The sequence below is a fragment of the Luteibacter sp. 1214 genome (assembly GCF_031455395.1).
Taxonomy (GTDB): domain Bacteria; phylum Pseudomonadota; class Gammaproteobacteria; order Xanthomonadales; family Rhodanobacteraceae; genus Luteibacter; species Luteibacter mycovicinus.
In genome coordinates this window covers 364,823-390,984 of the sequence record NZ_JAVDSQ010000002.1, presented here as the reverse complement: position 1 = coordinate 390,984, position 26,162 = coordinate 364,823, and the positions used below count along the sequence as shown (strand labels likewise).

17 protein-coding genes are annotated in these 26,162 nt (G+C 68.0%); 16 read left to right on the top strand and 1 reads right to left on the bottom strand.

What is annotated here, in order from left to right:
* Positions 1 to 6: 6 nt before the first annotated feature.
* The gene (locus J2X57_RS06360; protein ID WP_309864995.1) at positions 7 to 792 is read right to left on the bottom strand and encodes a TatD family hydrolase; all 786 of its coding nucleotides are present in this window, start codon (positions 790 to 792) and stop codon (positions 7 to 9) included.
* Between the two features lie 334 nt (positions 793 to 1,126).
* Here J2X57_RS06360 and J2X57_RS06355 point away from each other — a divergent pair, with 334 nt between their 5' ends.
* From J2X57_RS06355 to hrpB, 16 genes are all read left to right on the top strand, one after another.
* A complete protein-coding gene (locus tag J2X57_RS06355) occupies positions 1,127 to 3,091 on the top strand; it encodes a S8 family serine peptidase (RefSeq protein ID WP_309864992.1) in 1,965 nt (654 codons plus the stop codon).
* A 149-nt stretch (positions 3,092 to 3,240) separates the two neighbouring features.
* Positions 3,241 to 3,684, top strand: coding sequence for a hypothetical protein (locus tag J2X57_RS06350; RefSeq protein WP_051943233.1), 444 nt, complete (start codon positions 3,241 to 3,243; stop codon positions 3,682 to 3,684).
* Positions 3,681 to 5,660: a PA domain-containing protein gene (locus J2X57_RS06345; protein ID WP_052191417.1), complete on the top strand. Its 1,980-nt coding sequence runs from the start codon at positions 3,681 to 3,683 to the stop codon at positions 5,658 to 5,660. The genes J2X57_RS06350 and J2X57_RS06345 overlap by 4 nt, the downstream gene beginning before the upstream one ends.
* 197 nt (positions 5,661 to 5,857) lie before the next feature.
* Positions 5,858 to 12,796 (top strand): ESPR-type extended signal peptide-containing protein, encoded by a 6,939-nt coding sequence (locus J2X57_RS06340; RefSeq protein WP_309864987.1) that lies wholly within the window; start codon positions 5,858 to 5,860, stop codon positions 12,794 to 12,796.
* A gap of 207 nt (positions 12,797 to 13,003) precedes the next feature.
* A complete protein-coding gene (gene gspE, locus J2X57_RS06335; RefSeq protein WP_239709181.1) occupies positions 13,004 to 14,719 on the top strand; it encodes a type II secretion system ATPase GspE in 1,716 nt (571 codons plus the stop codon).
* A gap of 10 nt (positions 14,720 to 14,729) precedes the next feature.
* On the top strand, positions 14,730 to 15,947 hold the full coding sequence (gene gspF, locus J2X57_RS06330; RefSeq protein ID WP_036109846.1) for a type II secretion system inner membrane protein GspF: 1,218 nt from the start codon (positions 14,730 to 14,732) through the stop codon (positions 15,945 to 15,947).
* A 27-nt stretch (positions 15,948 to 15,974) separates the two neighbouring features.
* Complete coding sequence (gspG, locus tag J2X57_RS06325; RefSeq protein ID WP_081907331.1) at positions 15,975 to 16,400, top strand: type II secretion system major pseudopilin GspG; 426 nt, start codon at positions 15,975 to 15,977, stop codon at positions 16,398 to 16,400.
* A gap of 26 nt (positions 16,401 to 16,426) precedes the next feature.
* The gene (locus tag J2X57_RS06320) at positions 16,427 to 16,867 is read left to right on the top strand and encodes a GspH/FimT family pseudopilin (RefSeq protein ID WP_043696239.1); all 441 of its coding nucleotides are present in this window, start codon (positions 16,427 to 16,429) and stop codon (positions 16,865 to 16,867) included.
* Positions 16,864 to 17,286 (top strand): prepilin-type N-terminal cleavage/methylation domain-containing protein, encoded by a 423-nt coding sequence (locus tag J2X57_RS06315; RefSeq protein ID WP_309864981.1) that lies wholly within the window; start codon positions 16,864 to 16,866, stop codon positions 17,284 to 17,286. Before J2X57_RS06320 ends, J2X57_RS06315 begins: the two co-directional genes overlap by 4 nt.
* Positions 17,283 to 17,948: a prepilin-type N-terminal cleavage/methylation domain-containing protein gene (locus tag J2X57_RS06310; protein ID WP_036109853.1), complete on the top strand. Its 666-nt coding sequence runs from the start codon at positions 17,283 to 17,285 to the stop codon at positions 17,946 to 17,948. Before J2X57_RS06315 ends, J2X57_RS06310 begins: the two co-directional genes overlap by 4 nt.
* Entirely contained in the window at positions 17,948 to 18,799 is an 852-nt protein-coding gene (locus tag J2X57_RS06305; protein ID WP_043696235.1) for a type II secretion system protein GspK, read from the top strand. Before J2X57_RS06310 ends, J2X57_RS06305 begins: the two co-directional genes overlap by 1 nt.
* On the top strand, positions 18,796 to 20,040 hold the full coding sequence (locus J2X57_RS06300; protein ID WP_309864975.1) for a type II secretion system protein GspL: 1,245 nt from the start codon (positions 18,796 to 18,798) through the stop codon (positions 20,038 to 20,040). The genes J2X57_RS06305 and J2X57_RS06300 overlap by 4 nt, the downstream gene beginning before the upstream one ends.
* On the top strand, positions 20,027 to 20,623 hold the full coding sequence (gspM, locus tag J2X57_RS06295) for a type II secretion system protein GspM (RefSeq protein WP_036117026.1): 597 nt from the start codon (positions 20,027 to 20,029) through the stop codon (positions 20,621 to 20,623). The genes J2X57_RS06300 and gspM overlap by 14 nt, the downstream gene beginning before the upstream one ends.
* Positions 20,620 to 21,390: a hypothetical protein gene (locus J2X57_RS06290; protein ID WP_051943241.1), complete on the top strand. Its 771-nt coding sequence runs from the start codon at positions 20,620 to 20,622 to the stop codon at positions 21,388 to 21,390. Before gspM ends, J2X57_RS06290 begins: the two co-directional genes overlap by 4 nt.
* A gap of 39 nt (positions 21,391 to 21,429) precedes the next feature.
* A complete protein-coding gene (gene gspD / locus J2X57_RS06285) occupies positions 21,430 to 23,601 on the top strand; it encodes a type II secretion system secretin GspD (RefSeq protein ID WP_309864970.1) in 2,172 nt (723 codons plus the stop codon).
* A 44-nt stretch (positions 23,602 to 23,645) separates the two neighbouring features.
* Entirely contained in the window at positions 23,646 to 26,156 is a 2,511-nt protein-coding gene (gene hrpB / locus J2X57_RS06280) for an ATP-dependent helicase HrpB (protein WP_309864968.1), read from the top strand.
* Positions 26,157 to 26,162 lie beyond the last annotated feature (6 nt).

Genomic DNA, 26,162 nt, shown 5'->3' with positions numbered 1-26,162 from the left:
CGCGTTTCAGAGGCCGAAGAACAGCTCGCTGGTCCTGACGCTGGATGCGGTCAGGGCCTCCTTCGACTCGCCCCGGTCTTTCGCTACCTCGTCGCGGATATGCGCAAGGTACATCGGTTCGTTACGGCGGTCCTTCGGCATGGGGCGGATGGTCCGCGGCAGCAGGTAGGGCGAGTCGGTCTCGAGCATGAGCCGGTCCGCCGGAATCAGCTTGACCAGCTCGCGCAGGTGCGCGCCTCGGCGTTCATCGCAGATCCATCCCGTGATGCCGATATGGCAGTCGAGTTCGAGGTAGTCGCGCAGCGCGTCGCCGGTGTCGGTGAAGCAGTGGACGACCGCGGCCGGCACCCGGTGACGGTAGCGCTTCAGGATGGCGAGGAAGTCGCGGTGAGCATCGCGCTGGTGCAGGAAGAGCGGCTTGCCGACCTCCACCGCGATGTCGAGCTGCCGCTCGAATACCTCGCGCTGGACCTCGCGCGGCGAATAGTCGCGGTTGTAGTCGAGCCCCGTCTCGCCAACCGCACGAACCTCCGGCTCGCGCGCCCATTGGCGAAGGAGGGCGTCGGTCGCGTCGTCATAGTCGATGGCGTGATGCGGGTGCACGCCGGCGGTGGCGAAAAGCCGGCCGCCGCTGGCCTTCGCCATGGCCAGGGCGTGCTCGCTTCCCTCGCGTGACGCTCCCGTTACCACCATCCGGCCGACCCCATGGGCGCTGGCACGGGCAAGCATGTCATCGAAATCCTGCCGGAACGATTCGTGGGTGAGGTTGGCGCCGATGTCGATCAAGTCCATGAATTGGTTCGCTTTGGTGCATGTGTTTAAATGCGGCGCGCGCGTGTTATTCCCGCGCAAGGCCATGAATTGACAAGCATATGGACGTCCGATCCTGGCTATCCCGGGGTTTCCCGCCTAGGCCGTTCGGATGATGTCCGTCATCGCGTCAAATTATTGACGTTCGTATTTTCCTACTGCTAGGTTCCCCAGACGGTCCTCATGAAGAGGGCGCAGAGGGAGTTCAGAAGGATCTCAAAAAACCTTTTTTCAGGGGACGTCCCAAAGACGTCAAAAAGGAAGGGGACCGGCAAGCGGTCGCCTGCAGCAATACCACGGGCAGAGGGTAGTGCAGATGGTAAATCGGATCGTCGCGGGGACGTTCGTCGCCTCGCTCCTCCTGGGCGTCGCGCCCGGGATCTTCGCAACCGGGGCGGATGCGCCCAGAGCGACTTTCGACGTCAGCAGCCTGCGTGCGCCAGGCGGCTACGACCGTTTCATCGTCACCTACCGTGACGGCACCACCGAACGCGTCAGCGCTTCCGCGGCGGCACAGTCCGTCGGTGCGGCACTCTCGCGTACCGCAGGGACATCCAGCCAGCTGCGTGCCGGCAAGGGCGCCGCGATCCAGGCCGTCTACGGACGCAAACTGGCCACCGGTTCCGACCTGATACGCACGTCGCGCAAGCTGACGCGCACCGAGGCGGACACGCTGATCCGGCAGATCGCCGCCGACCCGGCGGTGAAGCACGTCGAGCCGGACGCGATGATGCAGAAGATCGATGACATTCGTGCGACGGATGTCACCCCGGTCGTCGTCAACGACCCGTACTACGCCGGCTACCAGTGGCATTTCCGGCCGCCGACCGGCACCGCCGAGAAGATCGGTTCCGACGCCACCAGCTACGCCAATCGCGGCGGCAGCAACGTGGCCAATGCGTGGAACCTCGCGGATGGCACCGGCGTGACCGTCGCCGTGCTGGACACCGGCATCACGCAGCATCCCGACATCGACCTGTCGCTCGCCGACGCGGGTTACGACTTCATCTCCGACGGCTTCGTCTCCGGACGCAGCACGGATGCGCGTGCGCCCGGTGGCTGGGACACCGGCGACTGGACCACCGAGGACAAGTACCTGCTGGCCAACGGCGGGTGCATCGATCCGTCGGCGGGCGACGAGCAGGAGGATTCCAGCTGGCACGGCACGCACGTGTCCGGAACGATCGCCGAACTCAGCAACAACGCCACCGGCATGGCCGGCGTCGCGTACAAGGCGAAAGTCCTGCCGGTCCGCGTGCTCGGCCACTGCGGCGGCTACACCTCCGACATCGCCGATGCGATCGTCTGGGCGTCGGGCGGCCACGTCGACGGCGTGCCGGACAATGCGCATCCCGCGCAGGTCATCAACATGAGCCTGGGCGGCGGCGGTTCCTGCGCGGACGACGCGGTGACCTCGGATGCCATCGCCTCGGCGATCTCGCGTGGTACGACCGTGGTGGTCGCGGCGGGTAACTCGGGTGCGGACGCGACGAACTACTCGCCCGCCAGCTGCCCCGGTGCGCTCACCGTGGCTTCCAACGGCATCGCGGGCAAGCGCGCCTACTACTCGAACTACGGCAGCAAGGTCGCCCTGTCGGCACCGGGTGGCGGCATCTACGCCAACGACGGCACGACGGGTTCGCCGGTACAGGCCGGTTTCATCTGGTCGGCGATCAACAACGGCACGCATGAGCCGACCACCGCCGCTTACGGCGGCATGGCTGGCACGTCGCAGGCCACACCGCACGTCGCGGGCTCCGTCGCGCTGATCCTGTCGGCGACCAGGGCCGCCGGTGTGGCGACGCCGACGCCGGCCGAGATCCGCACGCTGCTGACCTCGACCGCGACGCCATTCCCGGTTACGCCGGACAAGGCGATCGGTGCCGGCATCCTCGATGCCTACGCCGCCGTCAACAAGGCGCTGGGCAATGACGCGCCTGGCGAGCCGGGCGACGGCGATGCCACCGCGCTCAGCAACGGCGTCGCGCTGACCGGTCAGACCGGCCGTGCGAACGGCACGCTGGTCTATCGCATCGATGTGCCGGCGGGTGCGCGGTCGCTGGCGCTGCGCAGCTTCGGCGGCAGCGGCGATGTGTCGCTCTACGTGAAAAACGGCGAAGCCGCTTCGTCGACCGCGTACGACTACCGGTCGGTGAAGCCGTCCACGAACAACGAAGCGGTGACGGTCGCCCGTCCCGCGGCGGGTACCTGGTACGTGACCGTGGTGGGGGTGAAGGATTTCGCCAACGTCACGGTGCAAGCGAGTTTCACCGCGCCATGAGTAACGACCCACCGACGCGCGATGCGTCGGTGGGTCCGGATTGGCGTTGAGGGGAACGTCGAATCCTGGGGTGTTTACGCCGGCGAGGGGGTCTTCGCCGGTGGGCGTGCAGGGAGGGGTCCCGGCGCCGCACTAGGGAGGTATCGGTAATGAATTCACGAACACTGGCACAGGCTCTGGGCCTGGTGCTGACGGGCATCTTCACCGTGGCGACAGCGGCGCAGGCCGCTGAAACGCCGCAGGTCACCGCGCCGCAGACCGTCATGGTCCAGGGCGTGCAGGTGGCCATCGATCCTTCGACCGGCCGCCTCCGCGAGCCCACCGCCGCCGAGCGCGCGGCGTTGTCGAAGGCCTTCCAGGTCAACGCGGGCAAGTCGGCATCGCTCAGCGCGCGACCGCGCACCGCCGCCGATGCGAAGTCGACGTTCCGTACGGTCAGCCTCGGTAATGGCGTTCACGCCAGGGCCGTGCGCGTTCCGCAGGAGCTGATGAGCAGCGTCGTCGCCGAGCGCCAGCCCGACGGCAGCGTATCGATCCACCATGACGACCACGGCGTACAGGCTGCGCCGAAGGCACCGGAGGTCACACGATGATTCGCCGCAGCCTTCTCTTCACCGCGCTCGCCGCCGCCGGACTGTTCACCGCCGTGAGCACCCAGGCCGCCGAGATCAAGATCGTCAATCAGGACGTCGGCACCGGCAAGGGTCTAGACGATCCGACCCCGGCCACACCGGTCGGCGGTAACCCCGGCACCACGGTCGGCAAGCAGGCGCTGAACGTCTACCAGTTCGCCGCGGATATCTGGGGCGCCGTACTGCAGAGCGACGTCACCATCTCCAACGGCGCGACGTTCGAGCCGCTCTCGTGCGATGCCACCTCGGGCGTGCTCGGATCGTCCGGCACGACGTACATCTTCTACTTCGACGACACCAGCACCTTGCCCGCAGGCGCGGTGCGCAACACGTGGTATCACTCCGCGCTGTTCGACGCGCTGACCCATGAAGACGGTGCGCCGGGCGAAGACGATATCCAGAGCCAGTTCAACGGTGCGCTGGGTTCCACGGGATGCCTCGAAGGATCGAAGTGGTACTTCGGTCTGGACGGCAAGACGCCCGCCGGTTCGATCAACTTCCTCAACGTCGTGCTGCACGAAATGGCGCACGGTCTCGGTTTCTCGGGCTTCAACAGCCTGACCACGGGGTCGCCGTATGTCGGTGACGATGGCGTGGCTCGTCCCGACATCTACTCCACCTTCGTCTACAACGACACGCAGCAGAAGAAGTGGTACGACCTCACCGCCGCGCAGCGCGTCACGGCCGCGCTGGACGACGGCAAGCTCGTCTTCACGGGGCCGACGGTGAAGGCCGAAGCACCGCTGGCGCTCGGTACGCCGGATGTCTTCCACGTCACCGCGCCGGCCGCCGCCGTGGGTGATTACACCTTCTCGCAGGCTTCGTTCGGTCCGCTGGCGACGGCCTCCAACTTCACGGGCAGCGTCGTCCAGGCAAGCCCCGCGGACGGCTGCACAGCCATCACCAACGGCTCGGCACTCGCCGGCAAGATCGCCCTGATCGACCGTGGCACCTGCGATTTCACCGTGAAAACGCTGAACGCACAGAGCGCGGGCGCCAAGGCGGTGCTCATCGCCAACAACCAGGCGGGCGCGATCACGCCGGGAGGCACCCCCGCCTCGCCGGTCACCATTCCGGTGATCGCGATCAGCCAGGCGGACGGCAGCAAGCTCAAGGCGAACCTGACCGGTCTCACCGGCGCGGTCGGCAAGGGCACGGGCCTGGCCGGTGCGGATGCGCAGGGTAACGTGCAGTTGTATGCACCGACGGTCCTCGCTCAGGGCTCGTCGTTCTCGCATTACGACACGCGCCTGACGCCGAACGCGATCATGGAATACGCGATCAACCAGGACCTCGTCGGACAGATCGACGTCGACCTCACGCCCGCGCTGTTCCAGGACATCGGCTGGGGTCTCAACCGCACCTCGCAGAAGCTGCTCACGTGCGACACAGGCATTCCGACCCTCGTCCCGGGCGGTGTGATCATCGGTGCGAACGTGATCTCCAACGCGAAGATCCTCGCCGGTGCGGCTGCCACGGTCGGCGACTATCGCTCCGCGGTGCACGCGTATGCGACGCAACTGGCGACCGATGGCCTGGTCACGGCGGCGCAGGCGTCGAGCCTCAACGCCTGCCTGTCCGATACGCAGACGCAGGCGCAGTACGACGCCTGGGGTCCGCCGGCCGCGCCGCCCGCGATCGTGCTCTCCAACAACACCGCCCTGAACGGCCAGAAGGGCGCGGCCGGTGCCACGACCGCGTACCAGCTGACGGTGCCGGCCAACGCGAAGACGCTGACCCTGCGCACCTACGGTGGCTCGGGCGACGTGTCGATCTCGGTGACCGATCCGAAGGGTGTGGTCAAGGCGCAGCCGAACCGTCCGGGCAACAGCGAGCCGTTCACGGCCGCCAAGCCTGCGGCCGGTGTGTGGACGCTGACGGTGAAGGGGGAAGCGGCGTATTCGGGCGTGAGTGTCCTGGGTGCGTACACGCTGTGACGCGATGGAACAGATCCCGGTATGCCGGGATCTGTTTCCAGGGGATTGACGAATAGACGTATGGATGGCCGGACGACGACGCGTCGTCCGGCCTTATGGACACTTTGTCCGCCGCGGTCGCGACGGACAGGCGACGGGCAGCGCAAAGCGCGCCCGCGCATCGATCGCTCATGGCGGACATCTGGGAGGAAGGTTACATGAACACCATCTACAGCAAGGTCTGGAACAAATCGCTTGGCATCCTGGTCGTGGCATCGGAGCTGGCTCGGGCAAACGGCAAGGGCGGCGCCTCCCGACGCCTTCGCGCCGCCATGGCGGCACTGCCGCTGGCGGCCGGTGTGATGCTGGCGCTCGCAAGCGCGCCTGTGCAGGCGAAAGACAACGGCACGGTGTGCGGTGGCTTCCTCTTCGGTTTGCAGGGCAAGGCACCCACTGCCAAGGGTGATGGCGCCTTTGCATGCGGTCAGGCCGCGAAGGCGATGGGCGATTTCAGTATCGCCATCGGCACCGACGCGAAGGCGAGCGGCCATTCCAGTTCGGCGGTAGGCCAGGATGCGCAGGCGACGGGCGATTTCTCGTCGGCGATCGGCCAGGGTACGCGCGCCACGGGTGCGGACAGCACGGCGATCGGGCAGGGCGCGAATGCCGCCTCCGTATCGAGCACGGCGATCGGCCGCGGCGCACGCGCCATCGCGAAGAACGCGGTTGCGATCGGCAGCGACTCCATTGCCAACCGCGCCGATACCGTCTCGGTCGGCCGCGCCGGTGCCGAACGCCAGGTGGTCAATGTCGCGGCGGGCACGCAGGCGACGGACGCGGTGAACAAGGGTCAGCTCGACCAGGTGTCGACAACCGTGACCGGTGTATCGAAGCGCGTGGACACGTTGTCGAAGCGCGTCGATGGCGTGCAGGGCGATGTGACCGCGCTGGCCGACAGCGTCAGCGACGCGGCGCACTACTACAAGGCCAACGGCGCCGGTGACGGCAGCGACGACGCGCAGGCGACCGGCGATTACGCGACGGCGTCGGGCTCCGGCGCCTTCGCTAACGGCACCGGTGCGAGCGCGACCGGTGCGGGCGCCGTCGCCAATGGACAGTTCGCGACGGCAACGGGCTACGGCTCGGTCGCCGCGGGACAGAACAGTTCCGCCTACGGTTCGGGTGCGCAGGCATCGGCCAACAGCGCCACGGCCATCGGCGGCCAGGCGCTCGACGCCGACGGCAAACCGCTGATCACCTATAACGCGACCGGTGAGGCGGTGGGTCCGGCAACGGCCACGGGTCTCGCCTCCACGGCCATCGGTGCAAGTGCACAGGCGGAAGGTGAATTCGCCACCGCGCTGGGTACGGCCGCGTTCGCTCAGGGCGAGCAATCGACGGCGAGCGGTTTCCTTGCCCAGGCGTCCGGCGCCGGTTCGACGGCGACCGGTTCGCAGGCCTTCGCCGATGGCGACCTCTCGGTCGCGAACGGCTACGGTTCGGCCGCATACAGCGCGGGCGCGACCGCTGTCGGCGGCGGTGCCAGCGCCTCCGGTGCGGGAAGCGTCGCGATCGGTCAGTACGCCGAAACGGGTTTCGGCCTGTTCGGTCTCGAAGCCGAGAATGCGGTAGCACTCGGTACCAACAGCTGGGCACTCGGCAACAACGCGACAGCGCTGGGCGCCAACGCGTGGGCGCTGGGCGAAAATTCCGTGGCGCTGGGCGCCGGTTCGACAGCGGATCGCGATAACACCGTCTCCGTCGGCGATGTCGGCAGCGAGCGCCAGATCGCCAACGTCGCGGCCGGTACCGAGGGTACCGACGCGGTGAACAAGGCACAGCTCGACACGTCCGTGAGCGACGCGACGCGCTACTTCAAGGCGACTGGCAATGGTGACGGGTCGGACGACGCGCTCGCCACCGGAAACTACGCGACCGCTTCCGGTGCCGGTGCGTTTGCCGGTGCTGACGGTGCCAGCGCGTTCGGCAGCGGAGCTGTAGCCACGGGTTCGAATGCCACGGCGACAGGCTACGGCAGCGTGGCGACGGGACAGAATAGCGCGGCCTACGGTGCCGGTTCGCAGGCGAATGGCCCGGGCAGTGTCGCCGTGGGTGGTGTGGCCGTGGACGAAGACGGCAATCCGTTGATCACCAACGCGGGTGTGCCGGTCGATACGGGCGCGACCAGCGCCGGCGTCGGCGGCACCGCGGTCGGTGCCAGTGCCCAGGCAAGTGGCTTCGCGGCCTCGTCGTTTGGCGTGGGTGCGTATGCCAGTGGCGCGCAGGGTCTCGCCCTCGGCGCCGTGGCCAACGCCACCGGCGACTATTCCACGGCGGTGGGCACACAGAGCGCGGCGACGGGCGCGAGCAGCGTCGCGGTGGGTGAAAGTGCGCAGGCCACGGGCGACGAGAGTGTCGCGGTCGGTGGCAGTACGTTCTTCGGCTTCATCCCGGCACAGGCGACGGGCACGGGCGCGGCGGCCTTCGGTGCCGGTGCCTGGGCGACGGCGGATTACGCAACGGCGCTGGGCTGGAACACGTACGCCGCCGCCGAAAGCAGCACGGCGGTCGGTGAAAGCGCGAGTGCGCAGGACCTCGGTTCCAGCGCACTCGGTGCGCAGTCGCTGGCCAGTGGTGTGCAGTCCACGGCGGTCGGTGCGGTGGCGACGACGACGGGCGACTTCGCATCCGCGATCGGTAGCGGAAGCTACGCGGCGGCGAACAACGCCACAGCCGTCGGTGGTCTCGCGTCGGCGACGGGCGAGAATTCGACCGCTACGGGCGCCAATGCGGAAGCATCCGGGACGGGTTCCACCGCGACCGGCGAGAGCAGCGCGGCGTTCGGCGATGAATCGCTTGCACACGGCCATGGAGCGATTGCCGACGGCACGGGTGCGTCGAGCGTCGGCTCGGGTAGTTTCGCCAGCGGCGACTACACGACGGCGGTCGGTCAGGGCGCGATCGCGCAGGGCAACGGATCGTCGGCCATCGGCAGCGGGGCGAGCACCAACGCGTCGTTCGCCACCGCCGGCGGCTATGGATCCGTTGCATCGGGTCAGAACAGCTCGGCCTACGGTTCCGGCGCGCAGGCCTCGGCGAACGGCGCGACAGCGATCGGTGCGCAAGCCCTCGATGCCGACGGCAATCCGTTGATTACCTACAACGCGACCGGCGAAGCCGTCGGTCCGGCAACGGCCTCCGGTCTCGCCGCCACCGCCGTTGGCGCCAGCGCGCAGGCCGAAGGTGCTTACGCGACGGCACTGGGCACGGCGGCATTCGCGCAGGGTGAGCAATCCACGGCCAGCGGCTTCCTCGCTCAGGCCTCTGGCGCAGGCTCGACCGCCACCGGTTCGCAGTCCTTTGCCGATGGCAGTCTCTCTGTAGCGAACGGTTATGGTTCGTCGGCGTACAGCGCCGGTGCGACGGCCGTCGGTGGCGGTGCCAGCGCATCGGGTGTCGGCAGTGTCGCGATCGGTCAGTACGCGGAAACCGGTTTCGGGCTGTTCGGGCTCGAGGCTGAGAATGCGATCGCGCTCGGCACGAATAGCTGGGCACTCGGCAACAACGCAACGGCCCTCGGCGCCAACGCATGGGCGTTGGGAGAGAACTCCATCGCACTGGGCGCAGGCTCAACGGCCGATCGCGATAACTCCGTGTCGGTGGGTGACGTCGGCAGCGAACGGCAGATCACGAACGTCGCGGCAGGTACCGAGGCGACGGACGCGGTGAACAAGGGACAGCTGGACGCGGTATCCAGTGCGACCAGCGATGCGAGCCATTACTTCAAGGCTAACGGCATCGGCGACGGATCGGATGATGCCCTGGCATCGGGTAACTACGCGACCGCCGCGGGTTCCGGTGCATTCGCCGCGGCCGACGGTGCCAGTGCGTTCGGCAGCGGTGCGGTGGCGACGGGTAAAAATGCGACGGCAACGGGCTACGGCAGCGTCGCCACCGGCCAGAACAGTGCGGCTTACGGCGCGGGCTCGCAGGCGAATGGTCCCGGAAGCGTCGCCGTCGGCGGCGTGGCGGTCGATGCCGATGGCAATCCGCTGATCACCAGCGGCGGTGTGCCTGTCGACACGGGCGCCACGAGCGCGGATGTCGGTGGAACGGCGGTCGGCGCCAGCGCGCAGGCCAGCGGCTTTGCCGCTTCGTCGCTGGGTGTCGGTGCGTACGCGAGCGGTGCTCAGGCCACGGCGCTTGGCGCGGTGGCCAACGCGACAGGCGATCTCTCCACAGCCGTCGGCACGCAAAGCGCGGCGAGTGGTGCCAGCAGCATCGCCGTCGGTGAAAGTGCGCAGGCCACGGGCGACGAGAGCGTCGCCGTCGGCGGAAGCACCTTCTTCGGCTTCATTCCGGCGCAGGCCGCGGGCACGGGTGCCTCCGCCTTCGGTGCGGGCGCCTGGGCGACGGCGGACTACGCGACCGCGCTGGGCTGGAACAGCTGGGCGGATGGCGTGAGCAGCACGGCGATCGGCGAATCCGCCATCGCCGGTGCGGCGAATTCGGTCGCACTCGGTGCGAGTTCGTATTCCGACCGCGCGAACACCGTCTCGGTGGGCGATGTCGGCAGCGAGCGGCAGATCACCAACGTCGCCGCGGGTACCGAAGCGACGGACGCGGTGAACAAGGGTCAGCTGGATGCCGTGTCGAGCGCGACCAGCGATGCGAGCCATTACTTCCGTGCCAATGGTGCGGGCGATGGCAGCGACGATGCGCAGGCGGTCGGTGACTACGCCAGCGCGTCCGGCTCGGGCGCCTTCGCGGCCGGTACGGGAGCGACGGCGACCGGTGCGGGTGCGGTTGCCGCGAACGACTTCGCTACGGCCAGCGGGTATGGGAGCGTCGCCAGTGGCAAGAACGCCGCGGCGTTCGGTGCCGGCGCGCAGGCAACCGGCGCGGGAAGCGTCGCGGTGGGTGGCAATGCCATCGATGAAGACGGCAACGCGCTGATCTCCGATGCCAACGGTAATCCGGTCGATACCGGTGCGACGAGTGCCGGCGTCGGCGGTACCGCGGTCGGTGCGAGCTCGCAGGCGAGCGGTTTCGCCGCGACATCGGCCGGTGTCGGCGCTTACGCCAGCGGCGCGCAGTCGACGGCGCTGGGTGCGGTCGCCAATGCCACCGGCGACTACTCGACGGCGGTCGGTACGTCGACCACGGCGTCGGGCGCGGGCTCGGTCGCCGTGGGTGGCCCGAGCAACCTGGCGGGCTTCGGCCTCATCTACACCGGTGCCACGGGTGACAGCGCGGCCGCCTTCGGTGCGGGGGCGCAGGCGACGGCGGATTATGCGACGGCCCTCGGTGGTGTCGCGGCGGCGGAAGGTGTCGGGAGCACGGCACTCGGCTACTTTGCATATGCGCCGGGCGACAACGCGACGGCACTGGGCATCAACAGCTGGGCCTCGGGTGCGAGCAGCGTTTCCGTAGGTGACTTCTCCACGGCGCGCGGCGCAGGCAGTGTCGCCCTCGGCGCCAACAGCCTCGTCACGACGCCGGCCACCAACGCCGTGGCCATCGGCAACGGCGCGACGGCCACGACGGCCAACAGCGTGGCGCTCGGTTCCAGCGCCAATGCCGACCGCGCCAACACGGTGTCCGTGGGCGCGCGCGGCAGCGAGCGTCAGGTCACCAACGTCGCCGCGGGCACGCAGGGCACGGACGCGGCGAACGTCCAGCAGCTGACGGACCTTGCGGACAGCGTGAGCTCCGCGGCGCACTACGTGTCCGCCACGGGTGCCGGCGATGGCTCCGACGACGCCAGTGCGACGGGCGCCTACGCCACGGCCACCGGTGCGGGAAGCAGCGCCAGCGGCGATCTGTCGACGGCGCAGGGTGCGTTCGCCACGGCCAGCAAAACCTCGGCGACGGCGATCGGTGCGTCCGCCAACGCCGGTGCGGCCAGCGCCACGGCGATCGGTGACAGCGCTCGCGCCCTCGGGGTGAATTCCGTCGCCCTCGGTGCGGGATCGGTGGCAACCCGCGCGAACACCGTGTCGGTGGGCAGCGCGTCGGGCAACCGGCAGATCACCAACGTGGCGGCGGGTACGCAGACCACCGATGCGGTGAACCTGGGGCAGCTGAACACGGCACTCTCGAGCGCCTTCTCGGGCACCTCGAACGCGGCGGGTAACGCCGTGGCGATGGCGCTCGGCGGCGGCGCGACGATGGGCGCGAGCGGATTCGTCGGCCCGGTCTACCGGGTGCAGGGAAGCTCGTACGGGACGGTCGGCGATGCGGTCGGTGCGCTGGACGGGGCGTTGTCGTCCCTCGATACGCGGGTCGGTCAGCTCGAGTCGAAGTCGGGTGGAACCACGATTCCGGGCGGGACGCCCGTGCGGCGCAATTCGGTGATATCGCCGACGGTGGTCGGCGCGTCCGCACCGGTCACGGCCGATGCCGTGGTTGCCGCGCCGGTGGCCGCCGCGCCGGTAGTTGCCGCCGCGCCCGCGCCCGCGGTCGCCGCCGCCGTCGTCGACGGCACCGGTAACGGCACCGCCATCGGCGCGGGCAGCTACGCCAAGGATCCTACCGATCTCGCGGTGGGTACCAATGCCAGCGTCGGCGCCGATAACGGCACCGCCGTGGGTACGGGAGCCACCGTGACGGCGGCCGCGACCAACAGCGTGGCGCTGGGTGCCAACTCGGTCGCCGATCAGGCCAATACCGTATCGGTCGGCAGCGCGGGCGCGGAGCGTCGCGTGACGAACGTCGCGGCTGGAACGGCACCCACCGACGCCGCCAATCTCGGCCAGGTCGATCAGGCCGTTGCCACCGCCAAGTCGTACGCCGATCAGGGCGACGCGACGACGCTGAGCAGCGCCAAGGCCTACACCGACCAGAAGTTCGGCGATGTGGTCAGCGGTGGCGCCTTCGATGACTACAAGCGTACGGTGGACCGTCGCTTCAGCAACCTCAACGATCGCCTGAACAAGGTGGGCGCGATGGGCGCGGCGATGTCGCAGATGGCCTTCAGCACACAGGGGGTCAGCGGTGACAACCGCATGGGTGTGGGCGTCGGCGGCTACAAGGGGCAGGGAGCCCTGTCAGTCGGCTACTCGCGCGCCCTGTCGCCCCGTGCCAGCCTGACCTTCGGCGCATCGATCAGCGGAGGCGAGTCGTCGGGTGGCGTGGGTGTAGGCGTGGGCTGGTAATTACGCCCGGCGGCGCCTACACGGCGCCGCCAAGTCCTTGAAAGCCGGCGGCAACGCCGGCTTTCGCTTGTTGAGCCCTGTCGCGAATCGGAGGTTTCCCGGTCGCCCCCGACACACGGTCTGTGCTACCAATAGCGGCCCGCGCGGTCAGGAACGACCGCCTGGCAAGACGTAACCTACGGACCGTGTGGAGTTGGCATGTCTGCGATGACCGAATATAAGGACATGCTCACCGGGGAACCCGGCGAAGCCCAGGTTTGCGCGCATCTGGTCGCGCACGGCCGCCTGAAGGACACCGATCTCGCGCGGGCGCGCCGCCTGCACGATGAGACCCCGGATGGCACGCTGACCTCGCTCATGGCGCGGCTTGGTCTGGTCTCCGAGCGCGATCTTGCCGACGCCTGGGCCGATCTGCTGCGGCTGGACCTGCTCGCCGCCAAGGATGCTCCCGAGCTGCCGCCGGCCGACGTCGAACTCTCCGTAAGATTTCTCAAGCAATATCATGTCGTGCCGGTGCGCGAGGGCGACGAAGGCCTCGGCCTGCTCGTGGCCGACCCCGCCGATCCTTACCCGTTGCAGGCGGTGCGCCTGGCGACGGGCCGTGAGGTTAGGTTGCGCGTAGGCCTGCGCTCGGAGATCGACGATCTGATCGAGCGTTATTACGGCCAGGGTCGTTCCGCCATGGGCAGCATCGTCGAAAGCCTCGACGGCACCGCGGCGGTCGAAGACGACGTCGAGCACCTGCGCGATCTCGCTTCCGAAGCGCCGGTCATCCGCCTGGTCAACCTGATTCTCCAGCGTGCGGTCGAGCAGCGCGCATCGGACGTGCACATCGAGCCGTTCGAGAACCGCCTGAAGGTGCGCTATCGCATCGATGGCGTGCTGCACGAGGTCGAAGCGCCGCCGTCCAGTTCGACGGCGGCTGTCATATCCCGTGTAAAGATCATGGCGCGGCTCAACATCGCCGAGCGTCGCCTGCCGCAGGATGGTCGTATTCAGCTCCGCGTGCAGGGCAAGGAGCTCGACCTTCGCGTCTCCACCGTGCCGACCAGCTTCGGCGAGTCGGTGGTCATGCGTATTCTCGACCGCGAATCGGTTGTGTTCGATTTTGAATCGCTGGGCTTCACGGGGCATTTCCGCGACCGCTTCGTGGAGGTGCTCGACCGGCCGCATGGCATCCTGCTCGTCACCGGACCTACCGGCTCGGGCAAGACGACCACGCTGTACACCGCGCTGTCGCAGATCAATACGCCCGACGTGAAGATCATCACCGTCGAGGACCCGGTCGAATACCAGATCGAGGGCATCAACCAGATTCAGGTGAAACCGCAGATCGGACTGGACTTCACCGGTGCGCTGCGCTCGATCGTCCGTCAGGATCCGGACGTCATCATGATCGGTGAAATGCGCGATCTGGAAACCTGCCGGATCGCGATCCAGTCGGCGCTCACGGGCCATCTGGTGTTGTCGACGCTGCATACCAACAGCGCATCGGGTGGCATCACCCGCATGCTCGACATGGGCGTGGAGGATTACCTCCTGGGCTCCACCGTCAACGGCATCCTGGCCCAGCGTCTGGTTCGCCGGCTCGATCCCGAGACGGCCGTCCCGTACGAGGCCCTGCCCGAAGTCATCGAGCAGTTCGAGCTGCACAAATACACCGACGAGCGCCCCATCCGTCTGTGGAAGCCCGGCACCAGCACGGCCAATCCGACGGGCTATCGCGGACGTCGGGCGATCATGGAGTTCCTCATCATGAGCGATCCGCTGCGCCGCCTGGTCATGCAGCGCGCCGATGCCGGTGAGATCGAACGGCTGGCACGCGCCGAGGGCATGCGCACGATGTACGAGGACGGTCTCGCGAAGGCGGTGGCTGGGATCACCACGATCGAGGAAGTCCTGCGCGTGACGCAGGAATCCTAGGCCCGCACCCATGAGCATGTTCCGTTACCGCGCGATCAGTGCCGCAGGCGAAGCCCTTACCGGTCGGATGGAGGCTTCTTCCGTCGCGGACGTGGTGGCGCGCCTCCAGGACCAGGGCCATACGCCGCTGGAGGCCGCGCCCGCGGACGGTGCCGCATCGGGCGGCGGGATCGCCGCGCTGTTTCGCAAGGGACCTTTCACGGGCGATCAGCTCGCGCAGTTCACGCATCAGCTCGCCACCTTGCTGGGCGCCGGACAGCCGCTGGACCGCGCGCTGGGTATCCTGCTCGACCTCCCCGAGGGCGATCGCGCGAAGAATCTGGTCGAGCGCGTGCGCGATCGTGTGCGCGGCGGCACGACCCTGTCCACGGCGCTGGATGAAGAGAACGGTGTCTTTCCGCGTCTCTACGTGAGCCTGGTGCGTGCGGGCGAAGCCGGTGGCTCGCTCGACGAAACGCTGCGGCGCCTGGCCGATTACCTCGAGCGTGCGCAGGCCTTGCGCGGCAGCATCATCAATGCCCTGATCTATCCGGCTTTCCTGATGGTCGGCGTGCTCGGCTCGCTCGTGCTGCTGCTCGCCTACGTGGTGCCGCAGTTCGTGCCGATCTTCGCCGACATGCAGGTCCCGATCCCGCTGATCACGCAGGTCGTGCTGGCGCTCGGCACGGTGATCAGCGACTGGTGGTGGGCCATCGTTCTGGTCATGGTCGTGCTCGGCGCCTTCCTGCGTCTGCGTTTGCGCGACCCCGATACGAAGCTCGCTTTCCACGGCCGTCTGTTGACCATGCGTGTCGCCGGCCCCTTGCTTCTGAAGGTCGAGACGGCACGCATCGCCCGTACGCTGGGTACCCTGCTCAAGAACGGCGTGCCCTTGTTGTCGTCGCTGGCGATCGCCCGTCAGGTCACCGGCAACCGCGCGCTCGACCAGGCACTCGAACAGGCCGCCGAGCGGGTCAAGGGTGGTGCGGGACTCGGCACTTCCCTCGCCCAGACCGAGCGCTTCCCGCGGCTGGCGCTGCAGATGATCCAGGTCGGCGAGGAAGCCGGCGCGCTCGACACCATGCTGCTCAAGGTCGCCGACACCTTCGACGTCGAGGCCAAGCGCGCCATCGACCGCCTGCTGGCGGCGCTGGTGCCGGCACTGACCATCGTCATGACCGTGATGGTCGCTTTCATCATGGCGGCAATCCTGCTGCCGTTGCTCAGTCTTACCAGCAACATCAACTGATCGAACCCGTTTCAAGGAGCTTGTCCCATGCGCGTGAACCGTACCCTCCGTCACAGCCACGCCCGCGGCTTCACGCTGCTGGAAATGCTCGCCGTGATCGTGCTGATCGGCATCATCGGTGCCATCGTGGTGACCCAGGTCGGCAAGAACGTCGATAAGGGCAAGTACGGTGCCGGCAAGGCCCAGGTGACCACGCTGGGCCAGAAGATCGAAAACTACGCCCTCGACAACGGCAGCCCGCCGCACAGCCTCGACGACCTCACCACCAAGCCGGCCGATGCACAAAACTGGCAAGGACCGTATGCCAAGGAATCCGATCTGAAGGATCCCTGGGGTCATCCGTTCGGCTATCGCTACCCGGGTGAGCACGGCAGCTTCGACCTCGTGTTCTATGGGCAGGACGGCAAGGCGGGCGGCGACGGCTACTCGGCCGACTACGGCAACTGGCAGTAATCCGGCAGGACGGACGGATTACTGCCATGCGCACGCGCGGATTCACGCTGTTCGAGATGCTGGCCGTGATCCTCCTGATCGGGATCGCGGCGGCGGCCGTCTCGATCCCGGTGACCCAGGGGCTTGCCAGCGCCCGAGTCAACGCGGCCAGCGGTGAACTCGCGGCGGCGCTGCGCTGGACGCGGGCGCAGTCGATCGTGAAAGGCGAAAGCCTGGCGCTCGAAGTCGACACATCGGCGGCCACCTATCGTGCGCCCGGCAAAGGCGATGTGCGGCTACCCAGGGACATGCGCGTGTCGATCACCAGCGCCCGCGAAGACCAGGCCAACGCGTCCACCGGGCGTATCCGCTTCTTTCCCGACGGCAGTTCCACCGGAGGTCGCATCACGCTCAAGCGTGGCGCACGCGAGTGGCACGTCAACGTCGCGTGGCTGACCGGCGCCATCCAGGTCGTGGACACGCGATGAAGCGCATCGCCCGACAGAATGGTTTCAGCCTGCTCGAAGTCATCGCCGCCATCGCCGTGCTTGCCATCGCCTTCGCGGCGCTGATGCAGGTGGCGGGCAGTTCGATGAGCCTGACGGCACGCGCCAACGAGCGAACCCAGGCCGCGCTGCGTGCCCGTTCGCTGCTCGACGGCGCGTTCGTCATGGACCCGATACGCGAGGGTGACAGCGAGGGCCGCATCGACGACACCTACCGCTGGCGGATGAACGTCAGCCGTTATCAGGTCCCAGGTGCCCGTCCGGTGCCGGATGGCGCCATGGCCGCGGCCGTGATCTATCGCATCGACCTCGACGTCATGTGGGGGCCGGAGGGTAGTGAGCGGCACGCGCGGTTCTCCACGCTGCGCATGGGCGGTTCGGGGCAGGAGGGACAGCCATGACGCGGCAGCGCGGCTTCAGCCTCATGGAAGTGCTGGCGGCGCTCGCGCTGCTGACCATCGTCCTGCTCGGTGTGTATTCGGGCATCAGTACGGCGTCGCGCATCGTCCGCAGCGGTAGCGAAGCCATCCAGCGCATGGACGAGATCCGTTCCGCCCAGGGCTACCTGCGCACCGAGATCGCCCAGGCGCTGATCGTTCCCTTTGCTGAAACCGACGACGGCGATCCGATCGTCTTTTCCGGCGACGCGACGACGCTGCGCTTCGTCGCACCCATGCCGGGATACCTTTCACGACTCGGACCGCAACTGCAGGCCGTGTCGCTGGTGCGCGACGGCAACGATGGCTATCGTCTCGAAGTCGCGCTTTCGCTCCTGCCGCCCAACGGCGGTGAGCCCAGGCCGATCGGCGAACCCGAGGTGTTGCTTCGCGGCATTCGCAAAGGCGCCTTCAGTTACCGCGGCATGGACGACAAGAACCAGCCAGGTGACTGGCAGGAGAGCTGGGACGATACCCGGCGTACGCCTTCCCTTGTCCGTCTGGCGCTCGACGTCGGCGGCAACGTCGCCTTTCCCACACTGGTCGCGCCCATCCGTCTCGATCCGACGGCATCGCGCAACGGCTTTTCCCTGACGCGCGGAACGCGCGGGCCGGTGATCCGATGATGGACGTAAGGCAACGCGGCGTCGCGCTGCTCATCGTGCTGTGGGGCTGCACGCTCCTGGCCATCATGCTTGGCGGCTTTGCGGCGCTGGCCCGTACCGAGGGCTTGCAGGCCCGCTATCAGTTCGCTCAGACGCGCGCGCACTACGCGGCGGAGGCCGGTGTGATCCGGGCCATTCAGGCGCTGCAGTCCACGGACATCGATGCGCGGTGGGTGGCGGACGGTCGTCCTTACCTCTTCGAATTCGACGACGCGAAGGTCACCCTCACCATCGTCGACGAAGATGGGAAGGTCGATCTCAATGCGGCTTCCGATGACGTACTGACAGGGCTGTTCAAAGCGGCGGGTGCGAACGACGACAAGGCGAGCCACCTCTCGGCGGCCATCCAGGACTGGCGCCGCGCGGGCGATGCGGCGCTGCCCAACGGCGCGAAGCAACCACAGTATGAAGCGGCGGGCCTGGGCTACGGCCCTCGCAACGGGCCCTTCGCGACGGTGGAAGAGGGGCGCATGGTGCTCGGTATGGATGCGCAGCTCTGGGCGCAGGTCGCCCCGGTTCTGACCATCTGGTCGGGTCGCGAACGGCCCAACACCGAACACGCGCAGCCACTCGCTCTGGCGGCGATCCCCGGTCTCGGCAGCGCCGGCGCGACGGCGATCCTCTCGGCGCGAGGGCAGGCCACGGGTGCGGCCGCGGCGGGTGGCAACGGTGTCACGCACACGATACGTGCGCAGGCGATCCTTGACGACGGAACCAGGAGTTCCCTTACATCGACGATCCGACTGCGTGGGATAAGATCAGGAAATCAGCCCTACGCCGTACTGCGTTGGCGCGAAGGAGACGAGGAATGACCGCTTTGCAGGACGCCTCCCAGTTGCAGATCGAGCGACTTCGCCGCGCCTGGCGAGGCAGCGCGCTGCCAGGGTTCCTGCGCTGGTGGGGTGGCGAGCTGTCGGCGCTGATGCCCGCGCGCTGGCGCGATACCTTCGCCGGTGGCGAACGCTGGTATGCGGTCGAACGACACGATGACAGCTGGTCGTTGCGTCGCGCCAGCGAGGGTTTCGCCGTGGCCGAGGCGGCCGACATGGATACGACCGAGCATCGGACCGCCCTCCTGGCGAAGGCGCTGGCCGAAGCCGATCCCGCCGACCGGCGCGTCGCCCTCGTTTTGCCCGCGGCGCAGGTCCTGCGTCGCCGCCTCGTCCTGCCGATCGCGGCGCGCGACAACCTGCGTCAGGTGGTCGGTTTCGATCTCGACAGGCAGACCCCTTTCCGGGCGGAGGAGATCCATTTCGGCGTGCGCGATCTCGGCGCGGCCGGCGCGGAGGGCCGCTTCGTGGCCGAGCTCGCCGCCACGCCTCGCAGCGCGCTGGATCCCCTGCTGGACGAACTCGCCGTGCTCGGCATCGCGCCGGACCGCGTCGATGTCGCGGACGGATACGATCTGGCCGGTGTCGATCTTCTCCCACCGGCACGCGCTCCGCGCCGCGTCGATCGCCGTGGCCGTCTCAATCTCTTTCTCGTCGCGGCCATCGCTCTGCTGACGCTCGGCGTCATGGCGATGTGGCTGCACAACCGTCATCTCTCGCTCGAGGCGATGCGTGCCGAAGTCGAAGGAATGGAGAGCGATGCGCAGCGGGTGAAGGCCTTGCGTCAGAAACTCACGGACAGCGCGGGTGCCTCGGGTTTCCTGGCCCGTCGCAAGACGGAGACGGCCGCGGTGCTTCCCGTGCTCGAGGAGCTCACCCAGCGCCTGCCGGATGACACATGGCTCGAACGCTTTACGCTCAATGCCAGCGGTCAGCTGGGCTTCCAGGGTCAGAGTCCTCAGGCGGCGCGGCTCATCGATGCCCTCAAGGGCGCGCGCAGCATCGGCGACCCGAGTTTCCAGGGAACCATCCAGGCCGATCCCACCTCCGGCAAGGAGCGCTTCTACATGCAGGCGAAGGCACTGATTCCGAAACCGGAAACAGTCCCCGCCGTGGCTCACCCCGCGCGTGCAGGCAGCGCATCCGCGCCAGCCGGCGGCACAGCCGTCGCAGCGGCTTCGACCAGCGCGAAGGAGGCACCCCGTGCGCATGAAGCCCGCTGAATCCCGCGTCGCCGCCATCCTTCTCGCGATCGTGGTCCTGGCGATCGCGTATTTCCTTTTCATCCATTGGTGGTTCGTGGCGCCGCAGTCCGCCATGGCCGACGAAATGGACGACCTGCGTGACACGCAGAGGCGTTACGCGGCGGCCATCGCCGAGCGCCCGCAGCTCGAAAAGCGTCTGGCCTCGCTCGAGCAGGGACAGACGCACAGCGATGCCTTCCTGCCGGGCGACGACACCAACGCCGCCGCCGCCGGGTTGATGCAGCGCATCGTCGACGTCGCCGCGGCGCACAAGGAAGACGGTGCCTGCGACGTGGTCCAGAAAATGCCGGTTCCGAGTCAGGAAAAAGCGAGCGACCCCTACCGCAAGGTCACCGTGAACATCAGCCTTCGCTGCCAGATGCAGCCCATGACGGCCGTGATCCACGACATCGAAAACGCCACGCCGTATCTCTTCATCGAGGACTTCAGCATCTACCGGAACCCGGTCGCGGCACGCGCCGGCGGCGCGGCGCCCATGGAAGTTCAGTTCACCGTATCCGGTTACATCCATGCCGCCCGCACGGCAAAGGCGGCGACATGAATGCGGCCGGCCAGCGTCGTCTGACACCCGTGCTGGGTGGTGTCGTCATCGTCCTCGTGGGCGTACTTTGTGTCCTCGCGGCAGGCGTGGGTCGTGGCGTTCGCTGGGACGATCCCGCCGGCCCGCAGCCGCTGCCCGCGACCCGCCCTGTGGCGATGCCCACGCCCGTGCCGCTCGTACGGTTTGCCGAGGTCTGGCAGCGTCCTTTGTTCATGGCCGATCGCAAGCCGGTCGCGGCCGCGGGTGACGACGACAACGCCAGCAACATCGGCGACCTCGAACTCACGGGCATCATCGTGACGCCCGGCTTGCGCATGGCGCTGCTGCGCGACAAGGGCAAGGATGTCACCGTCCGCGTAAAAGAGGGCTCACCGCTGGCCGAAGGCCACTGGACGCTCGCGTCGCTCACGCCGCGCAGCGCCATATTCGACAACGGTGGCGAGCACCGCGAACTCACGCTCAAAGTGAGCGCGCCCGATGCGCTCGCCAAGGACGCCAGGCGACCCGGAAACGGCCCCGGTCAGCCGCCGCAGGCGACGCCGGTTCAGCCCTTGCCACCGGGGGCGATGCGTGTGGAACCATCCCAGTCGTCGGGCATGACCGGTCCGGCGCTTCCGCACCCGGTCGATGCCGGTGCACGACAGTCGCCGCCGCGACAGGATGACGACGCCTTGCAGCGTGCGCGTATCGAGGCACTGAAGCAGGCGGTGCAGAAGCGCCGCATGGAACAGCAACAACAGCGCCAGCAGGCACAGGACTCGCAGTAGCGGGCGCACCACGCGCCCCCAAGGAAGGAGCAGCAGCACATGAAACCATCCACACTCGGCGCGGCCACCTTATCGGCCCTGCTGATGGTCGGCTGCGCCTCGCATTCATCGCGCATGGCTTCGGTCGCGCTTGAACGCGAAGCGATGGCGGGAACCGACAAGCCGGTGCCCGCGCCGTTGCCACTCGACGACGCCAACCAGACGGAGGGCACCGTCGGCACCGCGGCGTCGACGGAAATCCACGCGGGCAGCGGTCGCTTCGTTCACCCGCAGGCGCTGCGCTCGCCACGCGCGGCGGCGAAGGGCAGCGGTGCGGTGACGTTCAATTTCGAGGATCAACCCGTCGAGGCCGTGGTCAAGGCGATTCTCGGCGATCTGCTCGAGGCGAACTACGCGGTGCTCCCTGGCGTAAGAGGCACGATCTCCTTCTCCACCGCGCAACCGGTCGCGCGTGACGAAGCCCTGCCCATTCTCGAAACCCTCCTGTCCTGGACGGGGAATGCCCTCGTTCATGAGCATGGACGCTACAACGTTCTTCCGGCGGGGCAGGCGGTGGCGGGCCATCTGGTGCCCCGTCTGAAAGCGGGTGCGCCCGCTGCGGGCATGTCCGCCCGCCTGTATGCCCTGCGTTATGTCTCCGCTCCCGAAATGGCCAAGCTGCTTGCGCCGTTCGTGCTGCCAGAGGCCGTCCTGCTTGCCGACCCGGCACGCAATGTCCTCGTCCTGTCGGGCACGCCGGACGAACTCGCCAACTATCAGGCGACCATAGACACCTTCGACGTCGACTGGGTCGGCGGCATGTCGGTCGGCGTGTTCAGCCTGAAGAACGCGTCGGTCAACGAACTGCTGCCTGCACTCGAATCCGTGTTCGGCGCCAGCAGCGGCGCCCCCGTGGCCGGGCTCATCCGCTTCATTCCCGTCGCGCGCACGGGTAGTCTCGTCGTGATCGGTACGCGCGAGGAACACGTGGCCCGCGTGGGCGAATGGATTGCGCGCATCGACGGCGGTGGTGGCAACGAGCCGCGTCTGTTCGTCTACGATCTTCGCAACCTGCCCGCGTCCGATGTCGCCCGGTACATTGCCGGTGTCTTCGGTGCCGCGGTCGACGGCGATGCGGGAGGGCGGGTCGCTCCGGGTCTGGGTACGGGTGCATTGGGCGACGACAGCGGCGATACGTCGGATGCGTTCGGCGGAACGGGCGCCGACGACAAGGACTTCTACCAGCCGCCTTCGGTACCTTCGCCATCCTCGGCGGGTCCCGCGGCGAACGGCATACGCGTGACCGCGATCGACGCGAACAACCAGCTAATGGTCCGCGCCCGTCCCTCGGAATGGGCCGATGTGCGCAAGGCGATCGAGCGCCTCGATGCGGTCCCGCTTCAGGTGCAGATCGAGACGCGAATCCTCGAAGTGGCGTTGAGTGACGAGTTCCGTTTCGGCGTCCAGTGGTACCTCGAAGGGCTGGCGGGCGGAAACGGTGCCGTAACCCAACCGGGCAACAAGCAGCAATGGGCGCTGGGTGGCGCGCTCGACGCCATGCAGGCGCGACCGGATGCGCTCTTCTATTCGTTCGTCAACAACGAACTGAGCGTGAAGCTCCGGGCCATGGAGCAGTCCGGCAAGACCAAGATCCTGTCCGCTCCCTCGCTGGTCGTCGTCAACAATCGCAAGGCGCGCATCCAGGTGGGCGACCAGCTGCCGGTCACGCAGACCTACGTCAATACCGCCGCCGGCAGCGGCAACATGGTCGGCCAGGTGGAATACAAGGACACGGGCGTGATTCTCGACGTGCGGCCCCGGATCAATCCCGGTGGTCTGGTGTACATGGACGTGCAACAGGAGGTCAGCCGCGCGGACCGCACGGCGACCGGTCCCAATCTTCCCATCATGAAGCGCAAACTGACCACGCAGGTCGCCGTGCAGAGCGGACAGACCGTCCTCCTCGGTGGCCTCATTCGCGAGCTGGACACGCAGTCGACCGTGGGCGTGCCGGGCCTGTCGCGCATCCCCCTGCTGGGTGCACTGTTTCGCAACAAGGAAACCACCGGCCGGCGGACGGAACTGGTCGTGCTGATCACCCCCCGGGTGATCGCGAACGGCATGGAAGCCAGGCGCGTGCTCGACGATTACCGGCGGTCGTTCCGCGCGTTGCGGCCCCTGGAAGCCTCCGCCATCGCGCCTGCGGGAACGCGTACCGTGGAAGGCGGCTGACGAAACGCACGATCCGGCGCCGGCTTGCGTACCATAGCCGGCGCATGACTTCCTCGTTTCCCATTTCGCCGCTGCTGCCCGAGATCGTCGCCTCGCTCGATCGGCGGCCCCGACTCGTGCTCGAGGCGCCTCCCGGCGCCGGTAAGACCACGCAGGTGCCCCTTGCGCTGCTGCACGCGCCATGGCTGGCGGGGCAGCGCATCATCATGCTCGAGCCGCGCCGTATCGCGGCGCGCGCGGCGGCATCCTTCATGGCGGCCCAGCTGGGCGAAGACGTGGGCGGTACCGTCGGATACCGGATCCGCTTCGAGTCCCGTACGGGCCCCCGGACGCGGATCGAAGTGGTGACCGAGGGCATCCTCAGTCGCATGATTCAGGACGATCCCTCGCTCGACGGCATCGGCGCCATTCTGTTCGACGAATTCCACGAGCGTCATCTGGCGGGCGACCTCGGCGCGGCGCTCGCCCTGGATGTGCAGGCCGGTCTTCGTCCGGATCTGCGCCTGATGGTGATGTCGGCCACGCTGGACGGCGAGCGGATCGCGCAATGGTTCGATGCGCCGAGGATCAGCAGCCCGGGCCGGAGTTTTCCTGTCCGTATCGAGCACGTCGCCGCACGCGCGCAGGAGACGACGGAGCAGCACCTCGCACGCGCCGTGATGCAGGCGCTCGCGGAGAATGATGGCGACGTGCTCGCGTTTCTCCCGGGCCGTCGCGAGATCGAGCGAGCCCGGGGCCTGATCGAGCGGCGCGACGAACACGTCGAAGTGGTCGCCCTGCATGGTGAGCTTTCGCTCGCGGAGCAGCAGCTGGCCCTGACGCCCGCGGATGCCGGCACACGCCGCGTTGTGCTCGCGACGAACGTCGCCGAATCGAGCGTCACGCTGCCTGGTATCCGCGCGGTCGTGGATGCCGGTCTCGCGCGCGAGCCCCGCTTCGATCCGAACTCCGGCTTCGCCCGCCTGGAGACGGTCAACATTTCGCAGGCATCGGCCGACCAGCGCGCGGGTCGCGCCGGTCGCGTAGCCGAAGGCACCGCTTACCGGCTATGGCCGCAGAGTCGCCGACTCGAGCCCTCGCGCTCGGCCGAGATCGAACATACGGAATTGTCCGGCCTGGCGCTTGAGCTTGCCGGATGGGGCAGCGACGCCTTGCCGTGGCTGGATGCGCCGCCGGTGGGGGCCATGAGTCAGGCCCGCGACCTTCTTCGGCGGCTTGGCGCGCTCGATGACGCGTCGGCGATGACGCGGCTCGGGCGCGACATGCTGGCCCTTGGAGCCACGCCCCGGCTCGCCGCGGCGGCCTTGCGCGCGCCCACGGCGTTGCGGTCGCTGGTGGCCGATCTGCTCGCCCTGGTGGAAGCGCGCTCGCCGTTGCGCGGCGAGCAGGCTCGCAGCGACGATTTCCGTCACCGTGTCGCGGCCCTGCACCTGTGGCGCGATGCGGGCGCGCGGGGTGCGCGCGCCGGCTCGGCGGATATCGGTGCGCTGGCAGCGATCGAGAAGGCGGCCTCGGGTTGGCGCCGACGGCTCGACGTGCGTACCGCGGCCAGTGGTGTGCCCGACACGCATACGGTCGGCGATCTGCTCGTGCATGCCTTTCCCGACCGGGTCGCCCGGAGAGAGGAGTCGCAGGCGTCACGCTACCTCCTTGCCAACGGGCGCGGCGCACGACTGCACGAGAACAGTGCGCTGCACGGCGAACCATGGATCGTCGTCCTCGACCTGCGGCTCGAAGCGCGTGACAGCCTGATCTACGCAGGCGCGCCGTTCGACCCCGACGTTCTCGAGCGCGACCATGCCGGACGCTTCGTCACCGAGCGTGTGCTGCGCTGGGACGATACGCGGCAGATCGCCGAAGCGTTCGAGGAGCGCCGCTTCGACGCATTGCCGATATCGCGAAAGCCCCTGCCGATGCGTGCCGACGATGCCATCCCCGCGCTGCTCGCCGCGATACGCTCGCGAGGTATCTCCACGCTGCCGTGGAGCGATGCAGCGCGCCGCCTTCGTGCACGTATCGGCGCCTTGCGCGTATGGCGACCCGAGCTGGGTCTGCCCGACGTCGAGGATGACGCCTTGCTGGCTTCGATGGATACGTGGCTGTCACCGTACCTCTCCGGCAAGCGCCGTCTGGATGCGCTCCAGGCGGCGGAACTGTCCGAGGCGCTCGGCGCGATGCTCGACTACGAACAGCGCCGCGCGCTTGACGCGCATGCACCGGAAGAACTGAAAGTCCCCAGCGGCATGACACGGCGACTGGAATACGGTGAACGCGATGATGAGCCTGGCGCTCCGCCCGTGCTCGCGGTCAAGCTGCAGGAGCTGTTCGGCCTTGCCGACACGCCGCGCGTTGGCGATGGGCGTATCGCCGTGATGCTTCATCTGCTTTCGCCAGCAGGCCGACCTATCCAGGTGACGCAGGATCTGGCGGGCTTCTGGAATCGTACGTATCCGGAAGTGAAGAAAGAACTGAAGGGCCGGTATCCCCGCCATCCGTGGCCGGATGATCCGTGGACGGCCACGGCGACGCATCGGGCGAAGCCGCGGGGTACGTAGTTCCCA

What these genes read in the sequence shown, in the direction of transcription:
- J2X57_RS06360 (WP_309864995.1), bottom strand. Translation starts at nt 792, where the DNA reads ATGGACTTGATCGACATCGGCGCCAACCTCACCCACGAATCGTTCCGG.
- J2X57_RS06355 (WP_309864992.1), top strand. Translation starts at nt 1,127, where the DNA reads ATGGTAAATCGGATCGTCGCGGGGACGTTCGTCGCCTCGCTCCTCCTG.
- J2X57_RS06350 (WP_051943233.1), top strand. Translation starts at nt 3,241, where the DNA reads ATGAATTCACGAACACTGGCACAGGCTCTGGGCCTGGTGCTGACGGGC.
- J2X57_RS06345 (WP_052191417.1), top strand. Translation starts at nt 3,681, where the DNA reads ATGATTCGCCGCAGCCTTCTCTTCACCGCGCTCGCCGCCGCCGGACTG.
- J2X57_RS06340 (WP_309864987.1), top strand. Translation starts at nt 5,858, where the DNA reads ATGAACACCATCTACAGCAAGGTCTGGAACAAATCGCTTGGCATCCTG.
- gspE (WP_239709181.1), top strand. Translation starts at nt 13,004, where the DNA reads ATGACCGAATATAAGGACATGCTCACCGGGGAACCCGGCGAAGCCCAG.
- gspF (WP_036109846.1), top strand. Translation starts at nt 14,730, where the DNA reads ATGAGCATGTTCCGTTACCGCGCGATCAGTGCCGCAGGCGAAGCCCTT.
- gspG (WP_081907331.1), top strand. Translation starts at nt 15,975, where the DNA reads ATGCGCGTGAACCGTACCCTCCGTCACAGCCACGCCCGCGGCTTCACG.
- J2X57_RS06320 (WP_043696239.1), top strand. Translation starts at nt 16,427, where the DNA reads ATGCGCACGCGCGGATTCACGCTGTTCGAGATGCTGGCCGTGATCCTC.
- J2X57_RS06315 (WP_309864981.1), top strand. Translation starts at nt 16,864, where the DNA reads ATGAAGCGCATCGCCCGACAGAATGGTTTCAGCCTGCTCGAAGTCATC.
- J2X57_RS06310 (WP_036109853.1), top strand. Translation starts at nt 17,283, where the DNA reads ATGACGCGGCAGCGCGGCTTCAGCCTCATGGAAGTGCTGGCGGCGCTC.
- J2X57_RS06305 (WP_043696235.1), top strand. Translation starts at nt 17,948, where the DNA reads ATGGACGTAAGGCAACGCGGCGTCGCGCTGCTCATCGTGCTGTGGGGC.
- J2X57_RS06300 (WP_309864975.1), top strand. Translation starts at nt 18,796, where the DNA reads ATGACCGCTTTGCAGGACGCCTCCCAGTTGCAGATCGAGCGACTTCGC.
- gspM (WP_036117026.1), top strand. Translation starts at nt 20,027, where the DNA reads ATGAAGCCCGCTGAATCCCGCGTCGCCGCCATCCTTCTCGCGATCGTG.
- J2X57_RS06290 (WP_051943241.1), top strand. Translation starts at nt 20,620, where the DNA reads ATGAATGCGGCCGGCCAGCGTCGTCTGACACCCGTGCTGGGTGGTGTC.
- gspD (WP_309864970.1), top strand. Translation starts at nt 21,430, where the DNA reads ATGAAACCATCCACACTCGGCGCGGCCACCTTATCGGCCCTGCTGATG.
- hrpB (WP_309864968.1), top strand. Translation starts at nt 23,646, where the DNA reads ATGACTTCCTCGTTTCCCATTTCGCCGCTGCTGCCCGAGATCGTCGCC.